At 48.8% G+C, this 25,767-nt stretch carries 18 protein-coding genes; 5 read left to right on the forward strand and 13 right to left on the reverse strand.

Annotation, left to right across the window (positions count from 1 at the left end):
* Positions 1-215: 215 nt before the first annotated feature.
* The 6 genes from gcvP to OP864_RS12770 all read right to left on the reverse strand — a co-directional run bounded on the left by gcvP (position 216) and on the right by OP864_RS12770 (position 8,843).
* Positions 216-3,143 carry an aminomethyl-transferring glycine dehydrogenase gene (gcvP, locus tag OP864_RS12745; protein WP_270098545.1) on the reverse strand — a complete coding sequence of 976 codons (2,928 nt, stop codon included), beginning with the start codon at positions 3,141-3,143 and terminating at the stop codon, positions 216-218.
* Between the two features lie 1,031 nt (positions 3,144-4,174).
* Positions 4,175-5,977, reverse strand: a complete 1,803-nt coding sequence (locus tag OP864_RS12750) for an ABC transporter ATP-binding protein (RefSeq protein WP_270098546.1) — start codon at positions 5,975-5,977, stop codon at positions 4,175-4,177.
* Between the two features lie 161 nt (positions 5,978-6,138).
* Positions 6,139-6,762 carry a DUF1573 domain-containing protein gene (locus tag OP864_RS12755; protein WP_270098547.1) on the reverse strand — a complete coding sequence of 208 codons (624 nt, stop codon included), beginning with the start codon at positions 6,760-6,762 and terminating at the stop codon, positions 6,139-6,141.
* Between the two features lie 211 nt (positions 6,763-6,973).
* A complete protein-coding gene (locus tag OP864_RS12760) occupies positions 6,974-7,381 on the reverse strand; it encodes a hypothetical protein (RefSeq protein ID WP_270098548.1) in 408 nt (135 codons plus the stop codon).
* A 21-nt stretch (positions 7,382-7,402) separates the two neighbouring features.
* On the reverse strand, positions 7,403-8,095 hold the full coding sequence (locus tag OP864_RS12765) for a T9SS type A sorting domain-containing protein (protein ID WP_270098549.1): 693 nt from the start codon (positions 8,093-8,095) through the stop codon (positions 7,403-7,405).
* Positions 8,034-8,843, reverse strand: coding sequence for a cytochrome-c peroxidase (locus OP864_RS12770; protein ID WP_270098550.1), 810 nt, complete (start codon positions 8,841-8,843; stop codon positions 8,034-8,036). The genes OP864_RS12765 and OP864_RS12770 overlap by 62 nt, the downstream gene beginning before the upstream one ends.
* A gap of 220 nt (positions 8,844-9,063) precedes the next feature.
* Here OP864_RS12770 and OP864_RS12775 point away from each other — a divergent pair, with 220 nt between their 5' ends.
* Positions 9,064-9,933, forward strand: a complete 870-nt coding sequence (locus OP864_RS12775) for a cupin-like domain-containing protein (RefSeq protein WP_270098551.1) — start codon at positions 9,064-9,066, stop codon at positions 9,931-9,933.
* A 235-nt stretch (positions 9,934-10,168) separates the two neighbouring features.
* On the opposite strand, the gene OP864_RS12780 is transcribed toward OP864_RS12775, so the two are convergent.
* From OP864_RS12780 to OP864_RS12810, 7 genes are all read right to left on the reverse strand, one after another.
* The gene (locus OP864_RS12780) at positions 10,169-10,474 is read right to left on the reverse strand and encodes a hypothetical protein (RefSeq protein WP_270098552.1); all 306 of its coding nucleotides are present in this window, start codon (positions 10,472-10,474) and stop codon (positions 10,169-10,171) included.
* A gap of 3 nt (positions 10,475-10,477) precedes the next feature.
* Positions 10,478-11,248 carry a 5'/3'-nucleotidase SurE gene (surE, locus tag OP864_RS12785; RefSeq protein ID WP_270098553.1) on the reverse strand — a complete coding sequence of 257 codons (771 nt, stop codon included), beginning with the start codon at positions 11,246-11,248 and terminating at the stop codon, positions 10,478-10,480.
* A gap of 14 nt (positions 11,249-11,262) precedes the next feature.
* Positions 11,263-11,766 (reverse strand): GNAT family N-acetyltransferase, encoded by a 504-nt coding sequence (locus tag OP864_RS12790; protein WP_270098555.1) that lies wholly within the window; start codon positions 11,764-11,766, stop codon positions 11,263-11,265.
* Between the two features lie 2 nt (positions 11,767-11,768).
* Entirely contained in the window at positions 11,769-13,910 is a 2,142-nt protein-coding gene (locus OP864_RS12795) for an HD family phosphohydrolase (protein ID WP_270098556.1), read from the reverse strand.
* A 443-nt stretch (positions 13,911-14,353) separates the two neighbouring features.
* Positions 14,354-16,585, reverse strand: coding sequence for an FG-GAP-like repeat-containing protein (locus OP864_RS12800; protein ID WP_270098557.1), 2,232 nt, complete (start codon positions 16,583-16,585; stop codon positions 14,354-14,356).
* A gap of 37 nt (positions 16,586-16,622) precedes the next feature.
* Positions 16,623-18,818 (reverse strand): T9SS type A sorting domain-containing protein, encoded by a 2,196-nt coding sequence (locus OP864_RS12805; protein WP_270098558.1) that lies wholly within the window; start codon positions 18,816-18,818, stop codon positions 16,623-16,625.
* Positions 18,819-19,221: 403 nt separating this feature from the next.
* A complete protein-coding gene (locus tag OP864_RS12810) occupies positions 19,222-19,515 on the reverse strand; it encodes a hypothetical protein (protein ID WP_270098559.1) in 294 nt (97 codons plus the stop codon).
* A 76-nt stretch (positions 19,516-19,591) separates the two neighbouring features.
* Between OP864_RS12810 and OP864_RS12815 the strand changes: the two genes are divergently transcribed.
* From OP864_RS12815 to OP864_RS12830, 4 genes are all read left to right on the forward strand, one after another.
* Positions 19,592-20,512, forward strand: coding sequence for a transporter family protein (locus OP864_RS12815; protein WP_270098560.1), 921 nt, complete (start codon positions 19,592-19,594; stop codon positions 20,510-20,512).
* Between the two features lie 12 nt (positions 20,513-20,524).
* Positions 20,525-20,920 (forward strand): hypothetical protein, encoded by a 396-nt coding sequence (locus OP864_RS12820; RefSeq protein WP_270098561.1) that lies wholly within the window; start codon positions 20,525-20,527, stop codon positions 20,918-20,920.
* 471 nt (positions 20,921-21,391) lie between these two features.
* Positions 21,392-22,495 carry an acyloxyacyl hydrolase gene (locus tag OP864_RS12825; RefSeq protein WP_270098562.1) on the forward strand — a complete coding sequence of 368 codons (1,104 nt, stop codon included), beginning with the start codon at positions 21,392-21,394 and terminating at the stop codon, positions 22,493-22,495.
* 214 nt (positions 22,496-22,709) lie between these two features.
* On the forward strand, positions 22,710-25,751 hold the full coding sequence (locus OP864_RS12830; protein ID WP_270098563.1) for a CHAT domain-containing protein: 3,042 nt from the start codon (positions 22,710-22,712) through the stop codon (positions 25,749-25,751).
* Positions 25,752-25,767: the final 16 nt, after the last annotated feature.

Genomic DNA, 25,767 nt, shown 5'->3' on the forward strand with positions numbered 1-25,767 from the left:
AGGCGGCGAAGCCGCCGCAGGCCACAACAAAGCCTTTAGGCTGCAGTTCGACGACCAAAGGGAGTAAACGTAGCGCCGACGACCGAAGGGAGGCGACAACAAGGCTGCAAGCCGCAGTTCGACGACTAAAAGGAGTAACGCCCCAAAACCATAAAAAAAGAGCAGATACCTTTAACCGTATCTGCTCTATCTAATTTAAGGCTATGCTTAGGCCATTAAGCCTCGCATTCTGCTTCATTTTCATAGCTGCTGAGCGGGGGACAAGTACAAATCAGGTTTTTGTCGCCATAGGCACCATTGACCCGATGCACAGAGGCCCAAAACTTATTCTCCCGCACAAAGGGGAGGGGATAAGCGGCTTTGCTTCTGGAGTAGCTATGGTTCCATTCGTCAGCACTGAGCTCGTGAATGGTGTGTGGCGAATTGATTAAGACATTATCTTCTGTACTAGCGGCACCGCTAGCAATTTCATCAATCTCTCGGCGGATTTGCAAGAGCGCATCGCAAAAGCGGTCTAGCTCGGCCTTATCTTCCGATTCGGTGGGCTCAATCATGATGGTGCCAGCCACCGGGAAGGAAAGGGTAGGGGCATGAAAGCCATAATCGATGAGGCGCTTGGCCACATCTTCTGCAGAAACATGCAACTGCTTAAATTTGCGCAAATCAATGATCAATTCATGGGCCGCCCGACCTTTTTCACCAGTATACAATACATCATAATCTTGCTCCAAACGGGCCTTGATGTAGTTGGCGGTTAGAATCGCATAGGCCGTGGCATCGGTACAACCCTGCGCTCCCAACATACGGATGTAGCCATAAGAAATGAGCAAAATACTAGCCGATCCCCAGGGGGCTGCAGCCACCGCTTTGGTGCCTTGGGCGCCACCTACCTGATCAGAAATATAGTGCTTGGGCAAGAAAGGCTTGAGCTTATCATTGACGCAGATGGGGCCCATGCCAGGTCCACCACCCCCATGCGGAATCGCAAAGGTTTTGTGCAAGTTCAAATGGCAAACATCGGCGCCAATGAGGCCAGGAGCCGTTAGGCCCACCTGCGCATTCATATTGGCCCCATCCATATAGACCAGCCCGCCGCAATCGTGAATCTTTTGGCAAATCTCCTGAATGGCCGTCTCAAATACCCCATGCGTAGAGGGATAAGTAACCATTAGGCAAGAGAGCTGATCCTTGTATTTGTCGGCCTTTTTATTGAGGTCCTCTACATCAATATTGCCTCTCTCATCGCATTTTACCACCACGACCTTCATGCCAGCCATGACCGCAGAGGCGGGGTTGGTGCCATGGGCCGAAGAGGGAATCAAGGCGATGTTGCGCTGCGATTGCCCATGGGCCAAATGATAGGCCCGAATGCTGAGCAAACCACTGTATTCTCCCTGCGCACCAGAGTTAGACTGTAGCGAACAGGCCGTGAATCCAGTAATATCAGATAAATAACGCTCCAATTCATCAAAGATTTGCAGATAGCCCTCCGCCTGATCTAAGGGCGCAAAAGGGTGCATCTGACTAAAGGCGGGCCAAGAAACGGGAATCAATTCGCTGGCCGCATTCAATTTCATGGTACATGATCCCAAAGAAATCATAGAGTGCACCAAAGACAAATCTTTATTTTCCAAGCGCTTGATATAACGCATCATCTGGCTCTCTGACTGATAGCTATTGAAGACGGGATGCTGCAAATAATCGCTTTCTCTTTGAAGCTGTTCAGGAATTTTAGGCGAGGCAAAAGCAGCCGCATAGCGCTCGGCCAATTGCTCGGCTGTAGCCTCCGATTTTTGTCCCTTGAGTTGGGTAAATAGATTAACCAATTGGGCAATGTCTGTCAATTTTGTGCTTTCGTCTACCGAAATTTGCACATAACGGCCCATATCATAAAACAAGTTGATTTCTTGGGCCAAAGCCAATTCCCGCAGCTTATCCTGCTCGGCCTTTTCCAAGACATCAATTCGCAAGGTATCAAAATAGGCTTTATTTAGTTGCTGAAAGCCCAAACGGCTCAACTCTGTCTCCAAAACCTGCGCATGTCGATGAATATTCTCGGCAATTTTGCGAATGCCATCAGGTCCGTGATAAACGGCATACATACTCGCCATAATGGCCAACAAAGCCTGAGCTGTACAGATATTAGAGGTCGCCTTATCTCGGCGAATATGCTGCTCTCTGGTTTGTAGGGCCATCCGCAAAGCGGGCTGCCCTTTTTGGTCCAAAGACATTCCAATAATACGGCCCGGAATCTGACGGACAAACTCCTCTTTGGTCGCAAAATAAGCCGCATGAGGTCCACCAAAACCCATAGGCACCCCAAAGCGCTGCGTATTGCCCACTACGGCATCGGCACCCCATTCTCCAGGGGCTTTCAATAAGGCGAGGCTCATCAAATCGGCGGCTACAATGACATAAATGCCCGCGGCTTTGGCCCGCTCTACCGTCGCCCGAAGGTCCTTCACTTCTCCTCTAGAGTTGGGGTATTGCAACAAAATCGCAAAGATTTCAGGGTCCTTAAAGCGCATGCGCTCCGGATCGGCCACGGCAATTTCTATCCCCAAAGGCTCCGCTCTGGTCTTGAGTACGTCTAGGGTCTGCGGATAAATTTCTCGGCTAACCAAAAGTTGATTGGCTGGATTTTTCTTGTTTTTCCGATTCTTAATTCCATAAAACATCGTCATGGCCTCGGCCGCCGCAGTGGCTTCATCCAATAAAGAGGCATTGGCTACGGGCAAAGCCGTCAAATCACTGACCATCGTCTGATAGTTGAGCAAAGCCTCCAAACGCCCCTGGGCAATCTCCGCCTGATAGGGGGTATATTGGGTATACCATCCCGGATTCTCAAAGATGTTACGCAAAATGACATTGGGCGTCAGCGTATGATAATAGCCCTGACCAATATAGCTTTTGTATAGCTTGTTTTTGGCGGCAATTTCTTTGAGCTCGGCCAAATAGTCCGATTCAGAAAGGGCCGCAGGCAGTTGCAAGGGCGTTGCTCTTCTAATGTTTTCAGGGATAGTCTCCGCAATAAGGGCCTCTAAAGACGGAAGGCCAATTTGCTTCAACATATCTTGAAGCTCTGTTGCATTTGGTCCAATATGACGCTGCACAAAACGATCGGGATGCTGGAAAATAGACATCGGCGTTTAGCTTTTGAGCAAAATAAAATTTTGCCTTTTTTAAAGAGTTGAGTTGATACTTACTACTTCTTTGGTTTTTAACTGCTTAAGTAGTCAAAGGGTAAGAACGGTTAGCTGTGCCACAAAGCTAAATTTTTTAGGCTAGATTCTAAACCGCTTTGCCCTAAAAAACAGATTTATCTACACAATGTTTTTCCTTTTTTTGGGGCCCGCGGCCAGCAAGGCTGGCCGCCGCTATGCTGCGGGGCTCACAGGTCTGTTCGGCCCTGCAGCCGCCTGCGGCGGCTTGGGTCTGGCCTTCGGCCACCCCTCCGCAGCGCTGGGCCTGCGGCGGCTTCGCCGCCTGCTAAACCCCTAAAGGCCCAATTGTTACTAATAAGTTAAAGTGCTGACTTAATGAACTTATCGCTAAAGGATAATGAGCTAACTTTTTGTTAGCTCAAGCTAGGATTTTACTAGCTCAACCTAGCTTTTAGTTAGCTCGACCTCAGGTATTCCTAGCTCGACTTAGCTTTTTGTTAGCTCGACCTCAGCTGTTCCTAGCTCGACCTAGCTTTTAGTTAGCCCAAGCTAAGACGTTACTAGCTCAACCTAGCTTTTAGTTAGCTCGACCTCAGGTATTCCTAGCTCGACTTAGCTTTTTGTTAGCTCGACCTAAGACGCCACTAGCTCGACCTAGCTTTTTGTTAGGACTATTCGGGACTGTTCATGATTTTCTGTATCAGAATAAAATTTGGGCCTTAGCTGGCTATGATTTGGCCAATAGTCGCCTAGGGGCTTGTCCCTAGGCGCAGTAAAGGGCAGACACAAAATTTCAAACAGTCTCCCAAAAATTTGTGCTACAGGCCCGAAGGGCCGCAGGCCTAGGGGCCTGAAAGGGGGCGGCGCAGCCGCAGACCAAGGAGCCGAAGGCGACGCAGGGCCGAGCAGACCTGCGAGCCCTGCAAGGGCCCGGCCGCCGAAGGCGGCAGGCCCCAAAAAAACAATAAAAAAAGCCATCCCTACAACTAGGAATGGCTTTTTGCTAAGGCTTAATGCTCAAACTGTAACTTGGCCAGCTGTTGATAAACCCCATCTTCTTTTTGGCTGAGCTCTTGGTGGTTCCCCTGCTCAATGATCTCGCCATGTTCTAACACATAAATGCGGTCCACCTCTCGAATAGTGGCCAAGCGGTGGGCAATAATGATTGAGCTGCGGCCCTGCATGAGGGTGTTGAGGGCATCCTGGACCAGCCGCTCAGATTCGGCATCTAGGGCCGAGGTGGCCTCATCCAAAAGCAAAATTTTGGGGTCCTTGAGAATGGCCCGAGCAATGGCAATCCGTTGGCGCTGTCCGCCCGAAAGCGTGATCCCCCTTTCGCCCACAATAGTATCTAAGCCCTCTGGAAACTGCTGGATGAACTCCCAAGCATTGGCTTTTTTGGCCGCTTCAATGAGCTCTTCCTCGCTGGCGCTTAGCTTTCCGTAGGCAATATTTTCTCGAATTGTTCCGCCAAACATCATTACTTCCTGAGGCACAATGGCCATGTTCTGACGCAATTGGCTCAAATTATAGCCACTAATATCTTGGCCATCAATCAGGATTTTTCCTTGCTGTTGTTGGTAGTAGCGCAGCAAAAGCTGCACAATAGTCGATTTTCCAGCCCCAGAACTGCCCACTAGGGCCACTTTTTCGCCTGCGGCCAACTCAAAGTTGATATTTTTGAGCACCTGAATATCAGGCCGAGAAGGATAGCTAAAAGCCAGCTGCTCAAAGCGGATATTTCCCTGAAGTCGAAGCTCGCCCTCTGGCGCCTCAGCGGCTATCTCGGTATCTTGCTCCAAAATATCTAGAATGCGCTCCGAGGCCCCCACGGCCCGCACCAACTGCTCGTAGAAGTTCCCCAAACTAAAGAGCGAACCACCCAAAAGAGCCGTATAGGTAATAAACTGGACAAAGTCATCAGAGTGAAATCCGTTGGGGTCTGCCTCGTCAATCATGCTGGCTCCAATCCAAAGAATGAAGAAGATAGCCCCAAAAAGGACCGCAATAATAAAGGCAATGAAAAGTCCCCGAACTCGAGCAAAACGCAGGGAAATCTGCACCACATTATCTACCGAACGGCCGTAGCGCTTCCGCTCAAACCATTCAGAGGTAAAGGCCTTGACCACCGCAATGGCTGAAAGCGTTTCGTCTAAAATCACATTGGTCGCGGCCAATTCATCTTGGCGGTTTTTAGACAGTTTGCGAATGTATCGACCAAAGACCATCGCAATGATAATGACCACCGGAAAGGTCCCTAGCATAATTAAGGTCAGCTTGGGGGCAATAACGGCAATAAAACTCAAGCCGCCAATCAAGATAATCAGCTGCCGAATAAATTCGGCCAAGGTAATCGAGATGGCATCCTGTAGTTGTTGTACATCGGTGGTGGCCCGGCTAGATAGCTCGCCCACTCGGCGCTGCTCAAAAAAGTGGATAGGCTGCCGAATCAATTGGCTGTATAGGTCTTTCCGAATATCGGCCATCGATTTTTCACTCACATAGGTAATGAGCAGGGTGCGGATATAGGAAAAGCTAGCCTGAGAAAGCAGCAAGGCCAAAAGCAACCAACCAATACTATTAAAGGTGAGGCCATAGGCGGCCTCTCGGTCGGGGTCGGCAATGGCGAGTAGCTCTCCAGCAGCCCAAGGGAAAACCAAAAAGACAGAGCTACCCAGCATGAGCAAAATGAGCGAAAGCCCAAAAGCAAAACGGTAGGGCTTGATATAAGCAAGTAGTTTGAAGGCTCGCTTGAGCCCATCTTTTTTGAGTTTTTTTCGCCCTTTTGGGGCCTGATCATCTTGTTTAGACATTGTTCATTTCTTCTTACTGGCCCAAAAATAGGCTGTTAAGGCGCAAAAGTAACAGTTTTTTCAACAATAAGCAGGAGGAAGGGTTGGCTAAAATCTCCATATTTATGTCATTTTTTGGTCCAAAAAAGGGCAAAACAACTGTGGTTGCTTTGCCCTTGCCTTTACTCCTTAGGCGCTTTTACATCCGCCAAAATCAATAGCTCTACCTTTTCTTGAGGCAGATTTGTTTTGAGCGTAATGGTTTTTCGCTGCAGGCCTTTTTTGCCTTTGCTATTGAATACGACCTTAATTTTGCCTCTTTCGGCCGTTTCTAAGGCCTTTTTGGGATATTCGGGCACCACACAACCACAGCTCCCTTGGGCACTAAAAATTTGCAGGGGCATATTGCCCGTATTCTGAAACTCAAATTCAAATTCTACTTTTTGCCCCGCTTCTAGCTCGCCAAAATCATAGACTGTTTGTACAAATTCCATTTTTGGGCGGGGAATCGCCTGCTCCAAGGCCGCAATTTTCTCTTCTTTCAAGAGCAGCTCCCGATTCATCTTTTTCGTCAAGCTCTCTAGGGCCAACAGCCTAGCCATCATAGAGTCTTGGCGGGCAATGCTGTTGTTTAGGGCCTCTTGTAGGCCGGCCTGTTGCTCCAACATCCGCAGTTGGTTCAGGCTCTCTTGTTCTAGCTTTTCAATTCGGGCCAATAACTCTTTTTTCGATTGGGCCATTAGGCTGCTGCCCAGAGTACTAAGCAGTAGACAAAGCAGAAGCAGTTTCATTTGCTGAAATCTCATGATATAACTAGGTTTTAAATGATATGATTGAATTGGGGCTGCCCCGGCCTGCGGCCGGGTCGGGCTGTGTCAGGGCTCGCAGGTCTGCTCGGCCCTTCGCTTTTTCGCTACGCTCAAAAGCTCGGTCTGGCCTTCGGCCCCCCTTATCCATCCCTCAGCCTGCGCGGGCTTCGCCCGCTGCTAGACCGAATAAAGGCCAAAAATAAAAAAACTAAGGATTCCATTTCTTTTTGCCATAGGCATAAAGCTCTTGCAGGGCCATACTACCCAAAACCGCAATACAGGCCGATGTGCCCAAGGCACCCCCATAGCCCTTAAAAAATTGACTCTGGGCAAAAATGAGGGCCGCAAAAATTAGGGCCGAAACCAATTGGCTGGGCAAATTGGGCAAGCGATGCCCCTGCGACATGCCCGCAAAACTAGCCCCAAAAAAAATAAGAGGCAACTCTTCTAGCCAAAAATCATCCAAGGGATAGGGCCATAAAAACAAAAAAAGCGCTAAGCCCAAGCTCGGAGCGGCCGAAGCCAATACTGCCGAAAAATGGGCGTAGCGCTGTAGGTATAAGCTGCTGTTTTGGCCCAAAATGCTAATCAAAAAGATAAGAAAAAAGCGAATCATGGACCAAAGGTAAGCAATCGCTTAGATTTTTTGTATTCGACTAAGGCCACGGCGACCTTTTAGCCACTGACGAACCTCTAGGAGGTAGGAGCCCGCTGGCAAATCCGAAATGTTAAGCTGGATTTGGGCCGATTCGCTCTCTTGCCGCTGCATAAGCTGCCCCGCCATATTATAAATGCTGATTTGGCAGGGGCCCTCGGGCAAGTCTAGCTGGACCAAATTGCTGCTTGGGTTGGGGTAGGGGCGTAGCTCTAGGGCATTTTCCATCTGGGCCACTGCCGTAGACTGAATAATGCTTAGGCCCCCAACAAAGGGATCGGACCATTTGGGGTCGGTATAGACATTACTGCCAGAAAGGGTAGCCAAAAAGGCGGCTAGGGCATCTTTTTCGGTCTGCGTTAAGTTTAGCTGTCCCCTAGGACCAGACAAACGAGCATCTAGGTTGCTATTGTTGGGGTTTTGAGGAACCGCATTATAATGATTGATCAGCTGCTGAAGGTTGTTGATGTTCCCATTGTGCATCAAGGGCCCATTGAGCTGCCCCTGAGGATTGAGAATATCTCGCAAAGAAGGCGCCCGGGTATTCGTCAGATCTGTGCCCGTACCATCTGCGGTAGCAATGATGCCGTTGTTGTTGGTTGCTGGGTCAATATCAAATTCTGGGGCACGGTGGCAACCTTGGCAGCCCGCTCCGCCAATAGTGGGGGGGGGCAAGAAAGAGCTGTTTTCCTTGGTTTTCTTGGGCCGTAAAATTACCAAAGTTCTGATTGATGTTGCCATTGGCTTGGGCCAAACCTTGGTCAAAACGGCTATCAAAAGATTGGATAGAGCGCACAAACTGAGAGAGGGCCTCTTGCATACGCGCCTCTGTAACAATGGTGTCGCCATAAACAAAGGTAAAGAGTTGTTGGTAGCGAGGGAGTGCACTAAGGCGGCGAATAAGAGAATCTAAATCAGGCTGTCCATTGCTGCCCGAAAAACCCATCTCTATATGATCCTGAATGGGTTGTGTGGTCTGCTCGGCTAAGCTCAGGGCACGTTCATCCCAAAAGAACTTTACCTCCTCGGCAAAGCGGGCATTGATCAGGCGCATGGAGTGGCGGCCCGTGAGCCCGCCATCTAAGCCTAAAGATTGTTTGGCCGTATCGCTAAAGGCGAATGCCTGCTTGTGGCAGCTCCCACAAGAAATTGTGCTGTTGGCCGAGAGTGCCTTATCATAAAATAAAACACGGCCTAAAGTAGCCACCGCATCACTCATCTGTTGGCCTGCGGGCAAATTGTCCAGCTGAATATAAGCGGGAACGCTTTGGTTGGCGTAGTTATCTAGCTGGTCTAAGTCAATAGTGCTAGCGCCAAGCACCAAGGCCATTAAGGCCGCTGCAAAAACAAAGGATAATCGCATAAGTTGTGGAGTAAAGGGTTGGGGAATAAAATGAGTATAATGGATAGCTTGTCCACTCATTCAAATTAGTTTTTCTTTAACAACTCAAGCTATGAAAATAGTATTTCTTTAGCTTAAGAAAAATCAAACGACTTATAGTTGAAATCGTCTTATAAAATACGGCTATGGTCGATAGTTTTGATTTTTTAACGAAGTTGAAAGAGAAATTAAGAATAAAAAGTGGGTAATTGGCAGAAATACTATAAGAATAGCCATATGATTAACTTAAATTGATAATACTATGGAGCTCAAAGCAATTGACCGGATTTCTGCGACAGAAGAAGCCTTTCGACCCTATTATGAGCAGCAGATTCCCTGTGTATTTACAGATTTTACGGCCCAATGGAAAATGAGAGATTGGGACTATGATTTTTTAGAGAAAGTAGCGGGAGATGATCTCGTGAAAGTGTATAGTAATGCCTATAAGAATGGCCAAGCCTTGGATGTGCAAACTAAAGAGGACTTGGAGATTCCATTTAGGGATTTCTTGGTTTACCTAAGAGAGAATAAGCCGAGTGAATATCGACTTTTTTTGTTTGACATTTTTAAGGAGCATCCAGAGCTGATTGAGCATATTGAGCAGCCTTCAATTGGGGTACACTTCTTAAACTATCGCTTTTGTTTTTTTGGTGGTCCAGAAAGTGCCACTCGTATGCATTACGATATTGATTATTCGAATGTCTTTTTGTCACAGTTTTTAGGGCGGAAAGATATTTTACTTTTTGATCGTTCTCAGGGGGAGAACCTCTATCAGATACCTTTGACTACACATTCTTTAATTGATTTTTCTCGTTTGGAGGAGTATGAGGAGGAGGATTACCCCAATCTTCAGCAATTGAAGGGCTATAAACTGAGTCTTTATCCTGGAGAGACCTTATTTATGCCTTCTGGTTATTGGCATTATATTGCTTATCCGGAGAGTAGTTTTTCGGTTGCTCTGCGGTCTATGTCGAGTAAATGGATGGATGTTTTGCATGGGGCCAACAATGTATTTGTGAGTCGGAACATTCAGCGGGCGATATCTTTTAGCCCAAGGATGAAGCGGATGATGGATGATTATAAAAAGCAGCTCATCAGAAAGCGATACGAGAACATTCCGATAGAGTTTTAGGCTTTGCGTTTAGACGGGAAAAGGCCTTCGTCCCTTGGACGAAGGCCTTTTTTTGGGCCAATTTGGCCCTTTGTTGAGCTTGGGCGCGCAGCGCCAGCCGGCTGAGGGATGGAAAGTGGTGCGGCGCAGCCGCAGACCCAAGTTTTTTGAGCGTAGCGAAAAAACTGCAGGGCCGAGCAGACCTGCGAGCCACGACACAGCCCGACCCGCCCGCAGGGCGGGGCAGCCCCAAATTCTAGATATTGAGTGGATTGTGATAGAACATCCAGACAAAGGCCAGAATAACCGTGGGCAACATAATACCTCGGGTAAATTCATCGAATCGGCGGCGGTTGGCTATGGCCACGGGAATCAGGTTACCGCAGATAGCAATCAGGTGGAGCGTGCTGTCCTTAAAGCCCGGCCAAGCCGTGGCATAGGTATCTAGCGCTCCTGATTGTAGTAGGACTTTATTGATGGCAAAGACGAGGGCAAAGCTAATCAGGGGCGTAATGAGTCCCCAAGCCAAGCCATATACCAATTGATCTTTAAACAGTTGCATAGCTTATACTTCTTCCAGAAATTTGAGATGATTTAGAGCGGGATAGGCCGTGAGGTCGTGCATAGAAGGCACCACCGAAACATAGCCATTTTCTAGGGCGCAGACGTCGGCATTTTCGTCTTCTTTGGCGAGGGTAAACTTGCCCGTGAGCCAGTAGTACGTGCGGCCCATGGGGTCGGTATTTTCCAAAAAGTCTTCGGCCCAATGCCCCTCTGCCTGATGGCAAACCTTAATGCCTTTGATGGCATCGGCGGGTAGTTTGGGGATATTGACATTGAGGAGAAGCGTTTCTTTTAGGCCTTGTTCTAGGACCTGCTTAATAATCTTGCGGGCATAGATTTTAGCGGCCGAAAAATCGGCCTCAATGCTATAGTCGAGCAAAGAAAAACCGATAGAGGGAATCCCTTCTACGGAAGCCTCCATAGCGGCCGACATCGTGCCGGAGTAAATGATATTGATCGAGGCATTGGAGCCATGGTTGATGCCCGAAATGCAGAGGTCAATATCTTCATTTTTAAGCAAAACATGCTTGGCCAATTTGACACAATCTACTGGGGTGCCCGAGCAGGCATAGGCGGGAATCTTAGGGCCAAAAATCCGCTGTTCTTTGAGGCGGAGGGGGTGTTCTAGGGTAATGGCATGCCCTTGTCCAGATTGCGGACTATCGGGGGCCACCACATAGACCTGCCCAAATTCTTGGGCCACTTCTACTAGGGCGCGGATACCCGGGGCGCTTAGGCCGTCGTCATTGGTAACTAATATGTTTAGCGACATAATTTAGGTAGCGTTTAAAAGAGTTTAGCCATTAGATATTCGTCAATGTACTCGCCATTGACTCTGGCCGAATGTTTTTTGGTGCCTTCTATTTCAAAGCCTCGTTTTTTGTAAAGGGCGACCCCTCTTTCGTTATGGGTCATGACGGTGAGCTCTAGGCGATGGATGCCGTTTTCTTGGGCCCAATCTTCTAGGGCGGCAAAGAGGGCGTTGCCTAGCCCTTGGCCCCAAAATTCTTTGAGGACCGAGATGCCAATATGCATAGCATGCTTAATGCGCTCGCCCCGACCATAGGGGAAGCTGCCCGCAATATGGCCAATAAAGCGGCCGCTTTCTTCTTCTACCGCCAAAAAGATGCGATGAATGCCCGTAGCAACCGCCATGCGCAGCTGAAAGCTGTTCATTTGCCGCTCGCCAGGCTCTTGCAACATAAAGTTACTTTCGGCATCGGTGGTTTGCAATAGCTCAATAAAGGCCTTGGCATCTTGGGGTTTCATGGCACGGATAATATAGCCCATAGTTATTCAGATTTCTTTTTCTGTTCTTCGGGGTACTCAATGCGCACATGCTGGATACTGCGAAGCATTTTCTTGAATACCGCCTTAATTTGATCGAGTTCTTTAAAGGTAATGTTTGTGTTTTGCAATTGGCCCAGCTCTAATTTGAACTTGACAATTTTATCTACCAATTGGTCAATATCTTGGCCCGTAGGATTTTTTAAGCTTTTGGATGCCGCCTCAATAGAGTCGGCCAACATCAATATGGCCTCTTCTTTATTTCTGGGGGCTGGTCCAGGATAAGTAAAGTCGGCCGGGTCTACATTTAAGTCAGGATTCTCCTTTTGGTACATCCGATAGAAATATTCTACTCTTGTGCTGCCGTGATGCGTGGCAATAAAATCAACCAAAGCCCGAGGTAAACGGTATTTTTTGGCCAACTTAACGCCCTCGGTCACATGCCCAATAATCATAGCCGCACTTTCTTTATAAGTCAATTCCTCATGCGGATTATATTGGTTTTGGTTCTCTATAAAGTAAGGCGGATTGAGCATTTTACCAATGTCATGATAAAGGGCCCCAACCTTGACGAGTAGGGCGTTTCCCCCTACTTCCGAGCAAGCGGCTTCGGCCAAGTTGGCCACCTGCAAGGAGTGTTGCATGGTGCCCGGCGCTTTGAGCGATAGCTCTTTGAGCAAGGGCTTATTGAGGTCCGAAAGTTCTACCAAAGTGATTTCAGAGATAAGCCCAAAGATGCGTTCTAGCAAGGGAATCAAAGGGTAGGTGAGTAGGGTCAAAAAGACGTTAAAGCTAATCCAACCCAAGTTGCCCCATTCTACACCCTCTTCAATCAAGCGACCATCTTCGGCCAAAACAGGCGAAAAGGCCCCTTTGTGAATGAGCTCTAGCCCTAAATAACAAGCGGCATAGGCTATTCCGATATAAAGGACCGCAAAAAAGAAGTCGGTCAAATAACGGGTTTTTCGCTTGGTCAATACGGCCACCATGCCCACAATAATCTGGACCAAAATAAATTGATAGTCCAACGAAAGCAGCATACTCGCAATCAGAATGATCACAATATGCGTAAAGAGCGCCATCTGAGCCGAAAAGAAGTTCTTGATGACAATAGGCACAATGCAAAAGGGAATCAGATAAGAGCTCAGCTCTGGCAGTTGGTCTACCGCAAAAGATAGATAGGAGTAGCCCGCAATAAAGACCAAAATAAGGCTTAGGTGCTGGTTGTTGTTAAAGAGCTCTGGCGAATAGGTCCGCATGAAAATACTAAAAATAGCAATCAGGGCCAAGGTCAAGAGTAGGTAGCCCAAATAAATCAAAAAGCCGTTTTTGTGCTGGTTGATCTCTTGGTCATATTTTTCTTTGTAGGAAATTAGCTTGGCATAAGCCGTAGAATCTACCAATTCATTTCGTCGAATGATTAGCTCGCCCGCCTTGACCATCCCTCTGGTCAGCGAGACATTATCAATGGCTAAGGCTTTGTTTTTGGCGGTCAAGGAGGCATCGTAGTTGATGTCGGCCTGGGCCATCAAACTGTCTAATAGGGCCAAAAGGAGCTCGGTTTGCTCCGAGCTTTGGGGCAGTTGGCCCAAGCTATCGACCACAATCTGGGCGGCCTCCCGCTGCGAAAGGAAGTCGAGGGCCTGATGCTCCCCCAATTCTACTTGCTGTTCAATGAGGCGAAATTGCAGCTCTTTGCCCTCTGCCTGATGCTGGCTGGCCAACTCAATGATGTGCTGCTCATAGGTTTTGGCCAGCAGGCCTTGCCCCAAATCTTGGGCTTGGCTACTATCTATTAGGGCCCGAATACTATCATTCAATTGCTGGTAGCGCTGGGCAAAAGCCGTTTCAAAGCTCGCAATTTGCTCTTGGCCCAAGGCCGCATTCAAGCGATAATAAGGCATGAAGTCTTTGGCCAAATATTCCTTTTCTTGGGCCAATAGGGTTTCCGATTTCTTAATCGGAAAGGCAAAAGGTGCTCTGAGGTCCTCATAACGCCAACTTTCTCCCGGCTCAAAGTTATAATCCAAACGGATGTTGTTGGGAAAAAAGAGGCTAATAAATAAAACTAAAGCCCCTAACAAAACATAGCGCACAATATGCGGAATGGTTTGTAGGTATTGCTGTATCGCATTTTTCTTTTTCATAATTGTTTTTTGCAGTCTGGCCAAAATACAAAGATTCAATGGCTTTGCTGTGGGCTCTTCTGTTTTTTTTGGGGCCCGCGGCCAGCAAGCTGGCCGCCGCTATGCTCCGCCGCTCGCAAGTCTGCTCGGCCCTGCGCGGGCTGCGCCCGCTGGGTCTGGCCTTCGGCCACGGCTGCGCAGCGCTGGGCCCGCCCGATGCGCAAATAAAAAGGCCAGCGCTCTGCAGAGCGCTGGCCAAGTTGGTCCATTCGTCAATTTAATTAGGGCGGCTCGGCCAAGAGGCGGCTGTTCAGCCGCCTATCGGCTGAGGGGCTGTAGCAGGGCCGCCGAAGGCGGCAGACCCAAGGCTTTTGAAGCAAAGCGAAAAAGCCTGCAGGGCCGAGCAGACCTGCGAGCTGCGCAATGGCCCGACCCGAGCGAAGCGAGCGGGCAGCCCCAAATCATTATCGAATAATTAGTTTTTGTACTTCTTGTTGGCCCGTTTTGCTGCGATACTGCAACAAATACTGCCCAGCGGGCAAGTCCGTCAACTGAAAGCTGCTATACTGCTGCCCTTGGACCAACTGCTGCTGCTCAATGAGGCGGCCCATGAGGTCAAACAAAAAGAGCTGTCCCCCCGCTGCTAATGGCGCTTCCCATTTTACGACAAATTCGCCTTGGTTAGGGTTGGGAAAGAGGCTAAAGCTGCTGCTTTGGGCCAATACATTATGGCTAGTTGTGGTATCTACATAAGAAGGGCGGTAAAAAGAAAGCCCCCCGCGGATGTTGCCCAGCACAAAGTCGCGCTCGCCATCTCCATCCAGATCGGCCACGGCAATGCTGCTGTTTCTTCCCTGCCAAAAGCCCATAAAGTCTAGACTGAGGGTGTCATAAAGGCCCGTTACATTACCATCAATATTGTTAAACTGTAGGATTTTGCCGTCATCATAGCCCAAAAAGAGCTCAAAGTCGGTCCCTAGATCTACAAAATGTGGCGCGGCCAAGCTGCCCCCATAGGCCGTGAGGTCAAAACCAAAGGCATTGCTGCTTGGGCTGCTTGGAAAGTCGGGGGTATTGGCGTCTCCATCATTTTCATAATAGTACATTCGGCCAATATCATTACCGACCACAAGGTCGAGGTCGCCATCTCGGTCCAAATCCATAAGTTGCGGATAAGCGACGCTACCCGCATCAATGCCCGCAAAACTATCTGTGCGGTTGCCCCAAATCATAGCCTGGTTGGCCCCTGCGGTATTCTCAATAAGGTCTAAGGTGCCATCTACCAAACCGACCAAAAGGTCTTGGTCGCCATCGCCGTCAATATCGCCAAAGGTAGGGACAAAAGACTGTTCGCCCAAGCTAGCTAAGCCTGCAAAGTCTTCATCCATCAACTGAAAGACAGGAGCTGTTGCGGTACCTACATTTTCATAATAATGTAGGCTAGTACTAAAGACATTAAAGGTGTCGGTATAGGCAAAATGCCCGACCACTAGGTCCAAAAGGCCATCGGCATTGACATCCACAATTGTGGGGAAGCTTCCCATGCCCAAATCAATCATCTGCCCCACCATAAAGTCCTTTTGCTGAAACTCCAATTGCATAGTTGAGTCGGGGCTGTTGTTGAGGTAGAGCCAAGAAACAGAGTCGGTAACGGCCTCTCCTGTAGCTAGCTCGGTGGGGCTGGCAATCATGTCTTTATCGCCATCATTGTCTACATCTACAAAGTAGCCTGCGGGATAGCTAAATACATTTACAGGAACATCATAGCTAGGGTAAGTGATGTCTTGAGAAACAAAGAGGAAGGTGTCATTAACAATCTCGGCAGTAAGCATATTGAGCGTGTTTACACTCACATCGCCCATGAGCAGGTCCATTTTGCGGTCGGCATTCCAGTCTACTAAGGTCACCGTAGACCCAATATGCCGAGGGTTGGCCATCCGTCCCCAATAGGGATTGCCCGCACAGCTATCGACATCATTACTCAAGATGCCCACATTATCAAAGCCACTTTCCGAGAACATGCCATGGCATTCGTGCTCCAGAATAAAGTTGAGCGAGTCACAACCATGTCCATCATCCATAGAGGTGTTGCGGTAGTAATAGACATTCCGCTGAAAGGTAAAGTCTAGGGTAAAGGCGGCAATATCTAGGTCGCCATCAAAGTCAATATCTTCAATGGCGGGAACATCGGGATTAAAAATAAAGATATCGCTGACCCCAAACTGAGGGTGGGTATATTCCAATAAGGGATTGTAAAGGTCAAACTCTAGCTCATTATCGGCATTGTAGCGTCCTTTATAGACGCCAATTCCGCCAGAGGTAAAGGGGGGTTGATTAAAGAAGAAGAGGTCGGCAATGCCGTCACAGTTAAAGTCACGGGCCAGCATGAAGTTGCGGGTCCCCTGCGGAAAGTTCTTCTGGTATTTGGGGGCGTATTTATAGTTGATTTCATTGGGCCCACCTTCATTGAGAAAGGTCAAGGCAATTTGCCCAGAACGATCATAGACCAATAGGTCCATTTTACCGTCATTGTTGAGGTCTAATTCTGAGTACTGTGGAGTATTTAAGCCACCCAATGCGCCATATAGAAGGGTATCCCCATTGCTATTGATCACTGGGGGAACCCAAGGCTCTACGGTTTGGCCAAAGCTAAGGCCAGCGAAGAGCAAAAGAGGGAGTAAAAGTAGTTTATGCATAATGCAAGAGATTTTAAATGAGTTTTTTAAGTCACTTTTAATATAAAACAAGTATTTGATAATAAGGGCTGCCTGTTTTACTTTTTATGGTTAAAATGTATTGTCCAGCTTCAAGAAAAGAAAGGTCGAGCTGTTGTTGGTTTTGTCCATTTAAGGGCTGCTGATAGACCAATTGGCCCAAGGGGCTGTAAAGGCAGAGTTGCTGCCCTTTAGCCAAGGATGGCCCCTCTAGCTGAATGATGCCTTGAGTCGGATTGGGCCAAATGTTTAGCGGGGCCAAGGGGGCAGGGGCTAGGCTGCTGCTCACTAGCTGATAGTAAGCCGAAACACCTCCTCTGCGGTTGCCAATGAAGTAGGTCGTTTGTCCCTGCCCAAAGGCCGTAGAGGCGGCTATGGCCGTTTGCCAACCCTCATCAATTTGGTCCAAAGGGTGGCTAATGCTGCGGTAGGCCCCCAAAATGTTCTGCTCAATGCTGTCGTAGCTCCAGATCTCCCCAGTTTGGCCGCCCACAAATAGCCGGTATTCTTGACCCAAATCTAAAAAGAAGGGGGCCGAGTTGCCTTCTGTAAAGCCCGGCTGACGGGTATCTATAAAGCCTAGGCTGTTTGTGCTCGGGCTAGCCGAGTACTGGGCCTGACTGCTATCGCCTGTATTTTCAAAGTAGTTGATATTGCCATTTTTCTCTCCACAAACTAGGTCTAGGTCGCCATCTCGGTCCAAGTCTACCCATTGTGGATGCGCATTTTGGCCCACATCAATGCCCTGATAGGGCAGGGGCGTGGCTAGTTGTGGCGCTTGAGCCGAGCCCGTATTCTGCAAGAAGTATAATTGCCCATCATCCAAACCGACCAAAAGGTCCAAATCGCCATCGGCATCTATATCGGCTGCCGTAGGGACCAAACGATGCAGGTTGTATTGCCGCAATTGGCCCAAATCATCGTTCTGCTGCCTAAAGCTGGGCTGAAGGTCACTGCCTTGGTTTTCAAAGTACCAAAGTCCAGCCGTATAGTTGTTGCCGGCCTGATAGCTACCATAATGTCCCAAAATGAGGTCTTGGTCGCCATCGCCATCCCAATCGGCTAAAAGCGGAAAAGCATTGGTGCCTAGGTCCAACATCTCTTCAATTAAAAAATGATTGCTTTGTAGCTGCAACTGCGGTTGGCTGTTGCTGCCCGTATTTTTATAGAGTAATAAACTGCGGTCCTCCGAGGCAAAGTCTCGGTTACTGCTGGCCAAAAAGTCTTTGATGCCGTCCCCATCTACATCCTCATAGAAGGCGGCGGGAAAAAGCTCTACGGCTGCCGCTTGGCCCGTCGGAAAGTTTACATTTTGTTGGTCAAACCAAGCGGTATCGTTTTGCCCGCCATTGCGCAAGGCAATGAGATTGGGAAAAGAGAGGTCGCCCAGAATGAGGTCTTTGTCTTGGTCGCCATCTAGGTCCAAACTAAGCAGACTAGAGCCCGCATGACGGCCCGACTGCGGCCTCAGGGCGGTCCAACCGGCCCAATTGGCACAGCTATCTATTCTTGGACTAAGGTCCAGTTCGGCCTGCAAACCACTTTCATAGGCCCGCCCCCAGCAGTCATCGGCTAAGGTGAAATGCAGACTATCGCAGGCATGCCCTTCTTCTATAGATTGGTTTTTAAAGTATTCAATATAGCCTCCAGAGGGGTTAAAGGTCAGGATGTCAAGGTCGCCATCTCCATCTATATCATCAATGGCGGGAATATCTATGGTACTCAGGAAGATAGTTTCTCTTTGGCCCTGGACATCTCTGTAGAATAGTTTTTCTCCAGCAGTGCTCCAACTGAGCTGCCCCGCCAAATTGAGCTCTCCCTTATAGGCAATGATCCCCGTCTGCCCCAGGCCAATATCCTGAAAGTAGCTAAAGAGGTCCGGAATCCCATCGCAGTTGTAGTCTCTCACGAGCATAAAGTGTTGTAGTTCGGCAAGTGGAAAGGCGGAGCGCAGCGCTGGCCGAGGCAAATAGCTGCCATCGCTTTGCAAGCTATAAATATCAATAGTTTGGCCCACTCGGTCAAATAAGATGAGCTCTGGGGCTTGGTCGCCGTCTAGGTCGGCAGTAGAGAGTTGTGGCGAGTTGAGTCCGCCCTGCCAAGCTAGCTCAAGGGGCTGCCCATTGCTCCCGATTAAGGGAAATTGGGCCTCAGGAAGCTGGGCCATCAGCTGTCCGCTCAACCATAAACAGACTAATAATAAGCTATTTTTCATCTTCTTTATGTGATTGTTTTTACTTTTCTTCTTTTGGGGCTGCCCACTCGCTTCGCTCGGGTCGGGCCATTGCGCAGCTCGCAGGTCTGCTCGGCCCTTCGGCGGCTTTGCCGCCTCGGTCTGCCGCCTGCGGCGGCCCTGCTACAGCCCCTCAGCCGCGGGCCTTCGGCCCTTTTTAAAGGTATTGCTTTGCCATCTTATGGGAATGAGCGGAAGCCCCCTCATCAATTGAATTTACAGCTAGCAGGCGGCGAAGCCGCCGCAGGCCCAGCGCTGCGGAGGGGTGGCCCGAAGGGCCAGACCAAAGCCGCCGCAGGCGGCTGCAGGGCCGAACAGAGAGTGAGCCCCGTAGCATAGCGGCGGCCGACCTAGCCGAAGGCTAGCCGGCCGCGGGCCCCAAATCCTAATCTTCTGGACAAGCGCTCCAGATAGCGGGAAAATCTGCTTTTGGAAAACTTTGGGCCAGATAGTCCCAAGCTTGAGCATCTTGCGCCTTAATCTCCTGCCACCAACTGGGGCTAAACACCTGGCCAAGCTCCTCCCCGTTCTTTTCGGCTTCTTTGAGGGCCTTTTGGACCAAAGCGCTCCAGTAGGCTTGTTTTTCCTCGGCCGTTTTGGCGGGGTAGGTTTCGGACCAAAATAAATCAGTACTCTTCTTTAGCTTTTCGAGCCAATTGTTTTTTTTCTTTTCTTTCATGGTAGTTATAAGTTATCTTTGCGCAAGATAAAGAAATTCCTGGCGGCCCTGCTGCCTAGGAGCAAAATACCGATCTATGCGCTTACTCTCTGTTCTCTTTTTTCTCCTGTTGTCTGCCCCTAGTTTGTTGGCCTGCGATGTTTGCGGCAGTGGGGCTGGAGATAATGTGTTTGGCCTACTGCCCAATTATCGTAGTCGGTTTATGGGCCTTCGATATCGTTTTCAGAAGTATTATACAGAGCATCCGCCCTATTTGTTGGAGGAAGGCGAGGCCCTAGAAGCCTGGGATTATCTGCAAAGGGCCGAGATTTGGGGCCGCTATGGCTTGCTTAAAAATCGGTTGCAATTGTTTGCTAGTCTGCCCTATCAGCATTATAGCAATTATGAGGGCGGCCAATGGAGCTATAATCAGGGCCTAGGCGATGCCAGTCTGCAAGCCAATATTACCCTTTATAATAATACGGATAGTGCAGAATATAAGCTGCGCCACTTTTTGCAATTGGGCCTCGGCCTGAAGTTGCCCACGGGCCAATATCAACGCCAATCTGCCAATGGCGAGCTGCTGCCCGCCAATCTGCAAATGGGAACCGGCTCTTGGGATTTTCCCTTTATGCTGCTCTATAATTGGCAGTACCGAAGCTGGGGCGGTGGCCTAGAAATGAGCTATACCCTGAATACGGCAGCGCCAAAGACCAATTATGAGTTTGGGGACCGCTGGAATACCAACTTATACGGCTTCTACCGCCAAAAGATTAAGGGCAATTCTATCTCTTATCAGGCTGGCCTGCGCTATGAATATCGCAACCCCGATTATCGGGGTAATATTCCCGAAGAGTTCACTTATGGCTGGGCCCTTTGGGGCCGTCTTGGGGCCGACCTCTTTCTGCAAAACTATGCCTTTGGGGTAGAGGCCCAACTGCCCATTCAGCAAGCCCTAGGAGAAGGCTATGTATATGGCCGCTGGCAGGCTAGCCTCCGAGCGATTTATCTTTTCTAAACAAATAATATTATGCGTTATCTTATTATGCTCAGTCTGCTTTTGAGCTTGGCCCTATTGGCTTGCGAAAAGCCGCCTATAGCGCCCAGCCAAGAAGAAGTAGATCGCTTTCTGTTGAGCCCTCAGCCTGGGGATACCTTCCGTAGGGGAGAAACGATTCAGATACAGGCCAATTTTTCGGCAGAAGATTGGGAAATGCACGGCTATGAGCTCTATGTCTTAGATACAAGCACTTATGATTTGCTCTTCTCGGCAGGCCTGCATACCCATGATGGTTTATTGGCTATTGATACTAGCTGGGTTTATACCGATAGCCTCCCTCGAGCAGCAGAACTGGAAATCCGCTGCCATATAGATCATAAAGGAAATTATGTGCAGGAGTTTGTTCCTATTACTTTGGTCCCTTAGTCTATTTAAAGCAATAAAGCCCCAAACTAACCGTAGTCTGGGGCTTTGTTTTTCTTCCCTCTGTAGATGATTTTAGCCAATTATTTGGAGGGGGGACTGGACCCCTACAGAGGGGGTGCCGAACCCCTCGAAAGGGGGGCTTAACCCCCTCAGGGGGATTCTTTTACCCCCAGCCTAGGACCTATGGAGGTGGTCGCTAGGACCTTCTGAAATGGTCGCTAGGATTTGTCTAGATCCTCTTGAGGACCTCACTTAATGGTCAGTAGGACCTAGTTAAGTCCTCTCGAGGACCTCCTTTAATGCTCCTTAGGACCTAGGCAGATCCTCTGGAGGATGTCTCTTAATGGTCGCTAGGACTTAGACAGGTCCTGGCGAGGACCTTCCTTAATTCTCCTTAGGGCTTAAGCCCCCCCAAAGCCTTATTTCCTTTCAGGACTTCAGGAGAAAGCCCTATCTTTGGGCTAAAACAGCATGCGGCAGCTACTACTATTTATACTTTTATCTTGGGCCTCTATCAGTTGGTCTCAGCAGGGGCATAGTTGGGAAATGGGCCTGCATTATGGGGGCTTAGTCAAACATCGGGAGTACATCAATATTCCAGTAGACCGTTTGCCGCCTACCTTAGGGGGCGAGATTAACTGGTTGTATCAGAGTCATGGCAAAAAGGATTGGTCCGCTTTGGCGGGCTATCCAGAGTTTGGGCTCATTTTATCCTTTCAAGACTTTGCGGATGCTCGTTTGGGGTGGGGCATTGGGCTGATGCCGCAGCTCAAGTTTCCTTTTTGGCGCTCTGGCGACTGGGAGATTTATGCTCGCTTGGGCCTAGGCATTGCTTATGTATCGAATTATGGCAATAGTTTTAGGAATCCCGACAACAACATTATTGGTTCGCATTGGAACAACAACACGGCTTTGCGTTTGGGCTTTCAATGGCCCTTGAGTTCTCGTTTGCTTTTGCAGCCTTCTTTTAGCTTTACGCATTACTCCAATGGGGCTTCTCAGTTTCCCAATTTGGGCATCAATGCGGCTAGTTTTCATTTGGGTTTGCGTTATCGGCCCTATACCTTGCAGTCAGAGGACTATCGGCCTGCCCCAGCGGATTATCAACCGCCAAAAAGATGGGGCTTGGGGGCTGATTTTGGTCTAGGCATGACCGAGGTGCGCCGTACCGAGCGGGGGCCAAAGTTTGCCCTCTACAGTGCCACAGTTTACGGCAGTTATCGCTATGCAGCCACTAAAAGTCTGCGTTTTGGCCTTTTAGGGGAGTACCATAGCGGGGTAGAGGCCTTTTGGTTGAGCAACCTGACCCTAACGGCCCAAGAGGCTCGACAAAAGGCGCAGCGTTTGTTGTTTTGGGCTGGACATGAGTGGATTATGGGCAATATTGGCCTTGGATTGCAAGTTGGTTATTATATTACAGAACCGGTCGTCAGGCTCCCCTATACTCGGGCGAGCATCGCCTACTATCCTTTTTCGTCCCTAAAGCATAAGTATACGCCTTATTTGGCGGTACGCATCAAGGCGCATGGCATCACGGCCGACTTCTTTGACTTGGCCATAGGATTAGATTTTTAAATGAATTTGGGGCTGCCCCTGCGGCCTGCGGCCTTGGGTCGGGCCATTGCGCAGCTCGCAGCTCTGCTCGGCCCTGCAGCCCTGCGGGCTTTGGTCTGCCGCCTTCGGCGGCCCTGCTACAGCCCCTCAGCCGACGGCCCTTCGGGCCTTTTATGCCCAGCCCTAGGCGGCTAAGTTAAGGCCTAGTATTTTGAAAACAGAACAAAGAAAACAGATGAAAGCCCTAGTTCCCCTCCTCTTGTTTTGCCTTCCTTTTTTGGGGCAGGCCCAAAACTCTCCCCAACAGATCTATGAAGAACTACTAGAAAGCGAAGAAGAGTTATCGCCTATAGTAGATCGCTATCTAAGTCTGGCCAGCAGTGCCCCCAATTACGACAGCTATGCGGATAGTGTGTATCAGTTTTTAGAAGCCAAAGCTCCTGCTAAGCTCACTATATTTTACTTAGAGCAGATGATTGATCGAGCCCAAGCAGGAAAAGAAAAATACTACTGGCAAAACAGTTTAGCCTATTATGCTATAGAGCAGGAACAGTGGGATATGGCCAAATCGCTACTTTCTACGGCCTTGGCGGAATGTCCTAAAACAGACCCTTACTACGCTAAATTTTATTATACCTGGGCTTGCTACCTTTATTATAGTGGTGACTACAAACGGGCTAAAAAGGCCTTAGAACAAAGCTTACTTCAGCTAGAAAGTAAAGAGGATAAAAGTAAAATTTACAATTTGTTGGGGGCCATAGCTTATCAAAATGATGCTTTAAGCGATGCAGAGCACTACTTTTTAGAAGGCTTAGCGCTTTTGCAGGCCGATAGTTTACTCGATGAGGAAAGCGAAAGCACCTTCCTTAATAATTTGGCGCAACTATATAAAGATATGGGGGCCTTAAGTAAGGCCTTATCTTTTCATGCTCAAGTAATGGCTATTGATGAGGCTTTTTATGGCAAAGAACATTATTACTATGCTATGGACCTTGATTTTTTGGCTGGGGTACAGGCCTTAGATGGACAGTTAAAGTTGGCCAAGGAAAATGAAGAAAAGGCCCTCGCCATTATTTCTGCTAGTTTGGGTAAGCAGCATAGTTTGTACTTTGAGCTAAAGGCTAATTATGGGGCGATTCTGAGCAGCTTAGGTGAAATAGAGGCTGCTGTTGCCAATTATGAGGAGTTGCTTCGGGAAGAAAAAAAAGTAGTTGGTCCCTCTCTAGAGTATGCCGTCAGTCTAAACAATACTGCTGTGGCCTACTTTAAAATGGGGAAGCGAAAAAAGGCCATGCAATATATGCAAGAAGCCCTAGCCCTGAGGAAAGGAAAAATGGCCAAGAATCAACTTGGTTTACTACAAAATCAATATTCTATAGCCCGATTACACTACTATAATGAGGATTATGAGCTGGCTAAAGAGGGATTTTGGGAGGTTATTCAGGCCAATGCAAAAAATGAAAATTGGCTAGCGCCAGAAGAGTTACTAGAGGCCGATTATTGGCATCCTGCATTTTTTGTTCAAAGTCTAGAGGCTTTGAGTCAGCTGTATAGAGATAATGGGCAGTTGGAAAATGGTTTAGACTCTGCGGCCCTTTACCTTGGTTTGGCCTTAGACTACAACCGCAAAATCCGTCAGGAGCTTCGGCATGAGGGGGATAAGCAGCGGACCTTAAGTTTGGGGCAGCGTTTGCTCAATCGGCAGTTTCAGTTGCAGTTATTGCGCAAGCAGCCAGCGGCTAGTTTGTTTCAGTTGGCGGAAGAGCAAAAGGCGGTTTTATTTCAGGAAGAGCAGCAGTTGGGGGCTTGGGGCCTACAATTGCCCGACAGCATTTTGGACCAAAGGGCGGCCCTAGAAGAGGAGTTTATGGCCCTTAAGCAGCAGCGGGCCCGCAGCTTGGAGTCTTCAGAAAAGCAGGCTTTGGATGCGCAGATTGCGCAGCAGGAGTTGGCTATTACGGCCTTTGAGAAGACCGTCAAGCAGCAGTTTTCCGACTACTTTGCCCAGCAATTAGAGACAGCGGCATTGGATGTAGGGGCCTTACAGCAGCAATTGGCCAAAGAGGAATTACTACTGGCCTATTTCTGGTCTGAAGAGGGGCTGTATGCCTTTGCGCTCAGTTCGGAAAAGCTACAGCTCTATGAGTTGGAGCAAGAAGGCTTGGCCGAGGACTGCTTGGCCCTACAAAAAGAAATGCAGGCCTTTACTTCGCTATTAAATGATGCAGAGGGGAGTCGAGAGCGCTACCTAAAGCTAGCCCTTTCGGTGAGTGAGCAACTACTTTGGCCCATATTGGCCGAGCAAAAGGGGCAGCGTTTAACCCTAGTTTTAGATGGGCCGATGAGTTATTTGCCCTTTGAGGCCTTATTGAGTCGGGAGGTAGCGCTTTCTACGCCTTATGCTGAGATACCCTACCTAATCAAAGATTGGGAAGTTAGTTATCAATCTTCGGCTAAACTGTATTTGGAGCAGAGTCGGCGCCCTTTATATCCCTATAATAAAGTATTGGCCTTTGCGGGCAGCTATGCTGCTGGGGGAGAAAAAGCTCAGGCCTTGCGAAGTCCTTTACTAGAAAACCGTCGTTCTGTATTGGGGCCTTTGCCAGCGGCCCAAAAAGAAGTGGCCTATCTAGAAGCCTTATTTGATGGGCGGTTTTTGTATGAGCAGGAGGCTAGTGAGCTCAACTTCAAGCGGCATCAGCAGGAGGGCTATGGCTTATTGCATTTGGCCCTACATGGCGTCTTAGAGAAGCGGCAGCCCTTTCTATCTTCATTAGTATTTACGGAAACGGCAGATAGTACAGAAGACAACTTTTTGGAGGCCTGGGAGTTGGGGCGTTTGCAGGTTAATAGTAATCTATTGGTCCTTTCTGCCTGTGAGACTGGGACGGGAGAATATCAGTCGGGAGAGGGTTTATTATCTTTGGCTCGGGCCTTTCAGTTTGCGGGCAGTTCTTCTATTGTGGCTAGTTTGTGGCAGGTGAATGACCAGAGCACGGCCTATATTATGCAGCGTTTTTACAGTCATTTGCAAGAGGGGGCGAACAAGCCCATGGCATTGCGTTTGGCCAAACTAGATTATTTGAATGGGATTGGGGAGCCTAGTTTGGCGCATCCGGCCTATTGGGCGGCCTTTATACAATTGGGCGACCCTCGTCCGATTCCCTTGGCCAAAAAGGGGCGTTGGGCAGATTACTGGCCCTATGCTTTGGGGGGGCTGCTGGCTCTATCTATCCCGATGGGCTTATTTCGTCGGCGGAAAGAAAAGGCGGCCTAGTCTATTGGTCCAGTTT

The sequence above is a fragment of the Saprospira grandis genome (assembly GCF_027594745.1).
GTDB classification, from domain to species: domain Bacteria; phylum Bacteroidota; class Bacteroidia; order Chitinophagales; family Saprospiraceae; genus Saprospira; species Saprospira grandis.

Excerpts from the sequence above, each read along its gene's own strand:
- gcvP (WP_270098545.1), bottom strand. The coding sequence starts at position 3,143 with ATGTCTATTTTCCAGCATCCCGATCGTTTTGTGCAGCGTCATATTGGA.
- OP864_RS12750 (WP_270098546.1), bottom strand. The coding sequence starts at position 5,977 with ATGTCTAAACAAGATGATCAGGCCCCAAAAGGGCGAAAAAAACTCAAA.
- OP864_RS12755 (WP_270098547.1), bottom strand. The coding sequence starts at position 6,762 with ATGAGATTTCAGCAAATGAAACTGCTTCTGCTTTGTCTACTGCTTAGT.
- OP864_RS12760 (WP_270098548.1), bottom strand. The coding sequence starts at position 7,381 with ATGATTCGCTTTTTTCTTATCTTTTTGATTAGCATTTTGGGCCAAAAC.
- OP864_RS12770 (WP_270098550.1), bottom strand. The coding sequence starts at position 8,843 with ATGAGTGGACAAGCTATCCATTATACTCATTTTATTCCCCAACCCTTT.
- OP864_RS12775 (WP_270098551.1), top strand. The coding sequence starts at position 9,064 with ATGGAGCTCAAAGCAATTGACCGGATTTCTGCGACAGAAGAAGCCTTT.
- OP864_RS12780 (WP_270098552.1), bottom strand. The coding sequence starts at position 10,474 with ATGCAACTGTTTAAAGATCAATTGGTATATGGCTTGGCTTGGGGACTC.
- surE (WP_270098553.1), bottom strand. The coding sequence starts at position 11,248 with ATGTCGCTAAACATATTAGTTACCAATGACGACGGCCTAAGCGCCCCG.
- OP864_RS12790 (WP_270098555.1), bottom strand. The coding sequence starts at position 11,766 with ATGGGCTATATTATCCGTGCCATGAAACCCCAAGATGCCAAGGCCTTT.
- OP864_RS12795 (WP_270098556.1), bottom strand. The coding sequence starts at position 13,910 with ATGAAAAAGAAAAATGCGATACAGCAATACCTACAAACCATTCCGCAT.
- OP864_RS12800 (WP_270098557.1), bottom strand. The coding sequence starts at position 16,585 with ATGCATAAACTACTTTTACTCCCTCTTTTGCTCTTCGCTGGCCTTAGC.
- OP864_RS12805 (WP_270098558.1), bottom strand. The coding sequence starts at position 18,818 with ATGAAAAATAGCTTATTATTAGTCTGTTTATGGTTGAGCGGACAGCTG.
- OP864_RS12810 (WP_270098559.1), bottom strand. The coding sequence starts at position 19,515 with ATGAAAGAAAAGAAAAAAAACAATTGGCTCGAAAAGCTAAAGAAGAGT.
- OP864_RS12815 (WP_270098560.1), top strand. The coding sequence starts at position 19,592 with ATGCGCTTACTCTCTGTTCTCTTTTTTCTCCTGTTGTCTGCCCCTAGT.
- OP864_RS12820 (WP_270098561.1), top strand. The coding sequence starts at position 20,525 with ATGCGTTATCTTATTATGCTCAGTCTGCTTTTGAGCTTGGCCCTATTG.
- OP864_RS12825 (WP_270098562.1), top strand. The coding sequence starts at position 21,392 with ATGCGGCAGCTACTACTATTTATACTTTTATCTTGGGCCTCTATCAGT.
- OP864_RS12830 (WP_270098563.1), top strand. The coding sequence starts at position 22,710 with ATGAAAGCCCTAGTTCCCCTCCTCTTGTTTTGCCTTCCTTTTTTGGGG.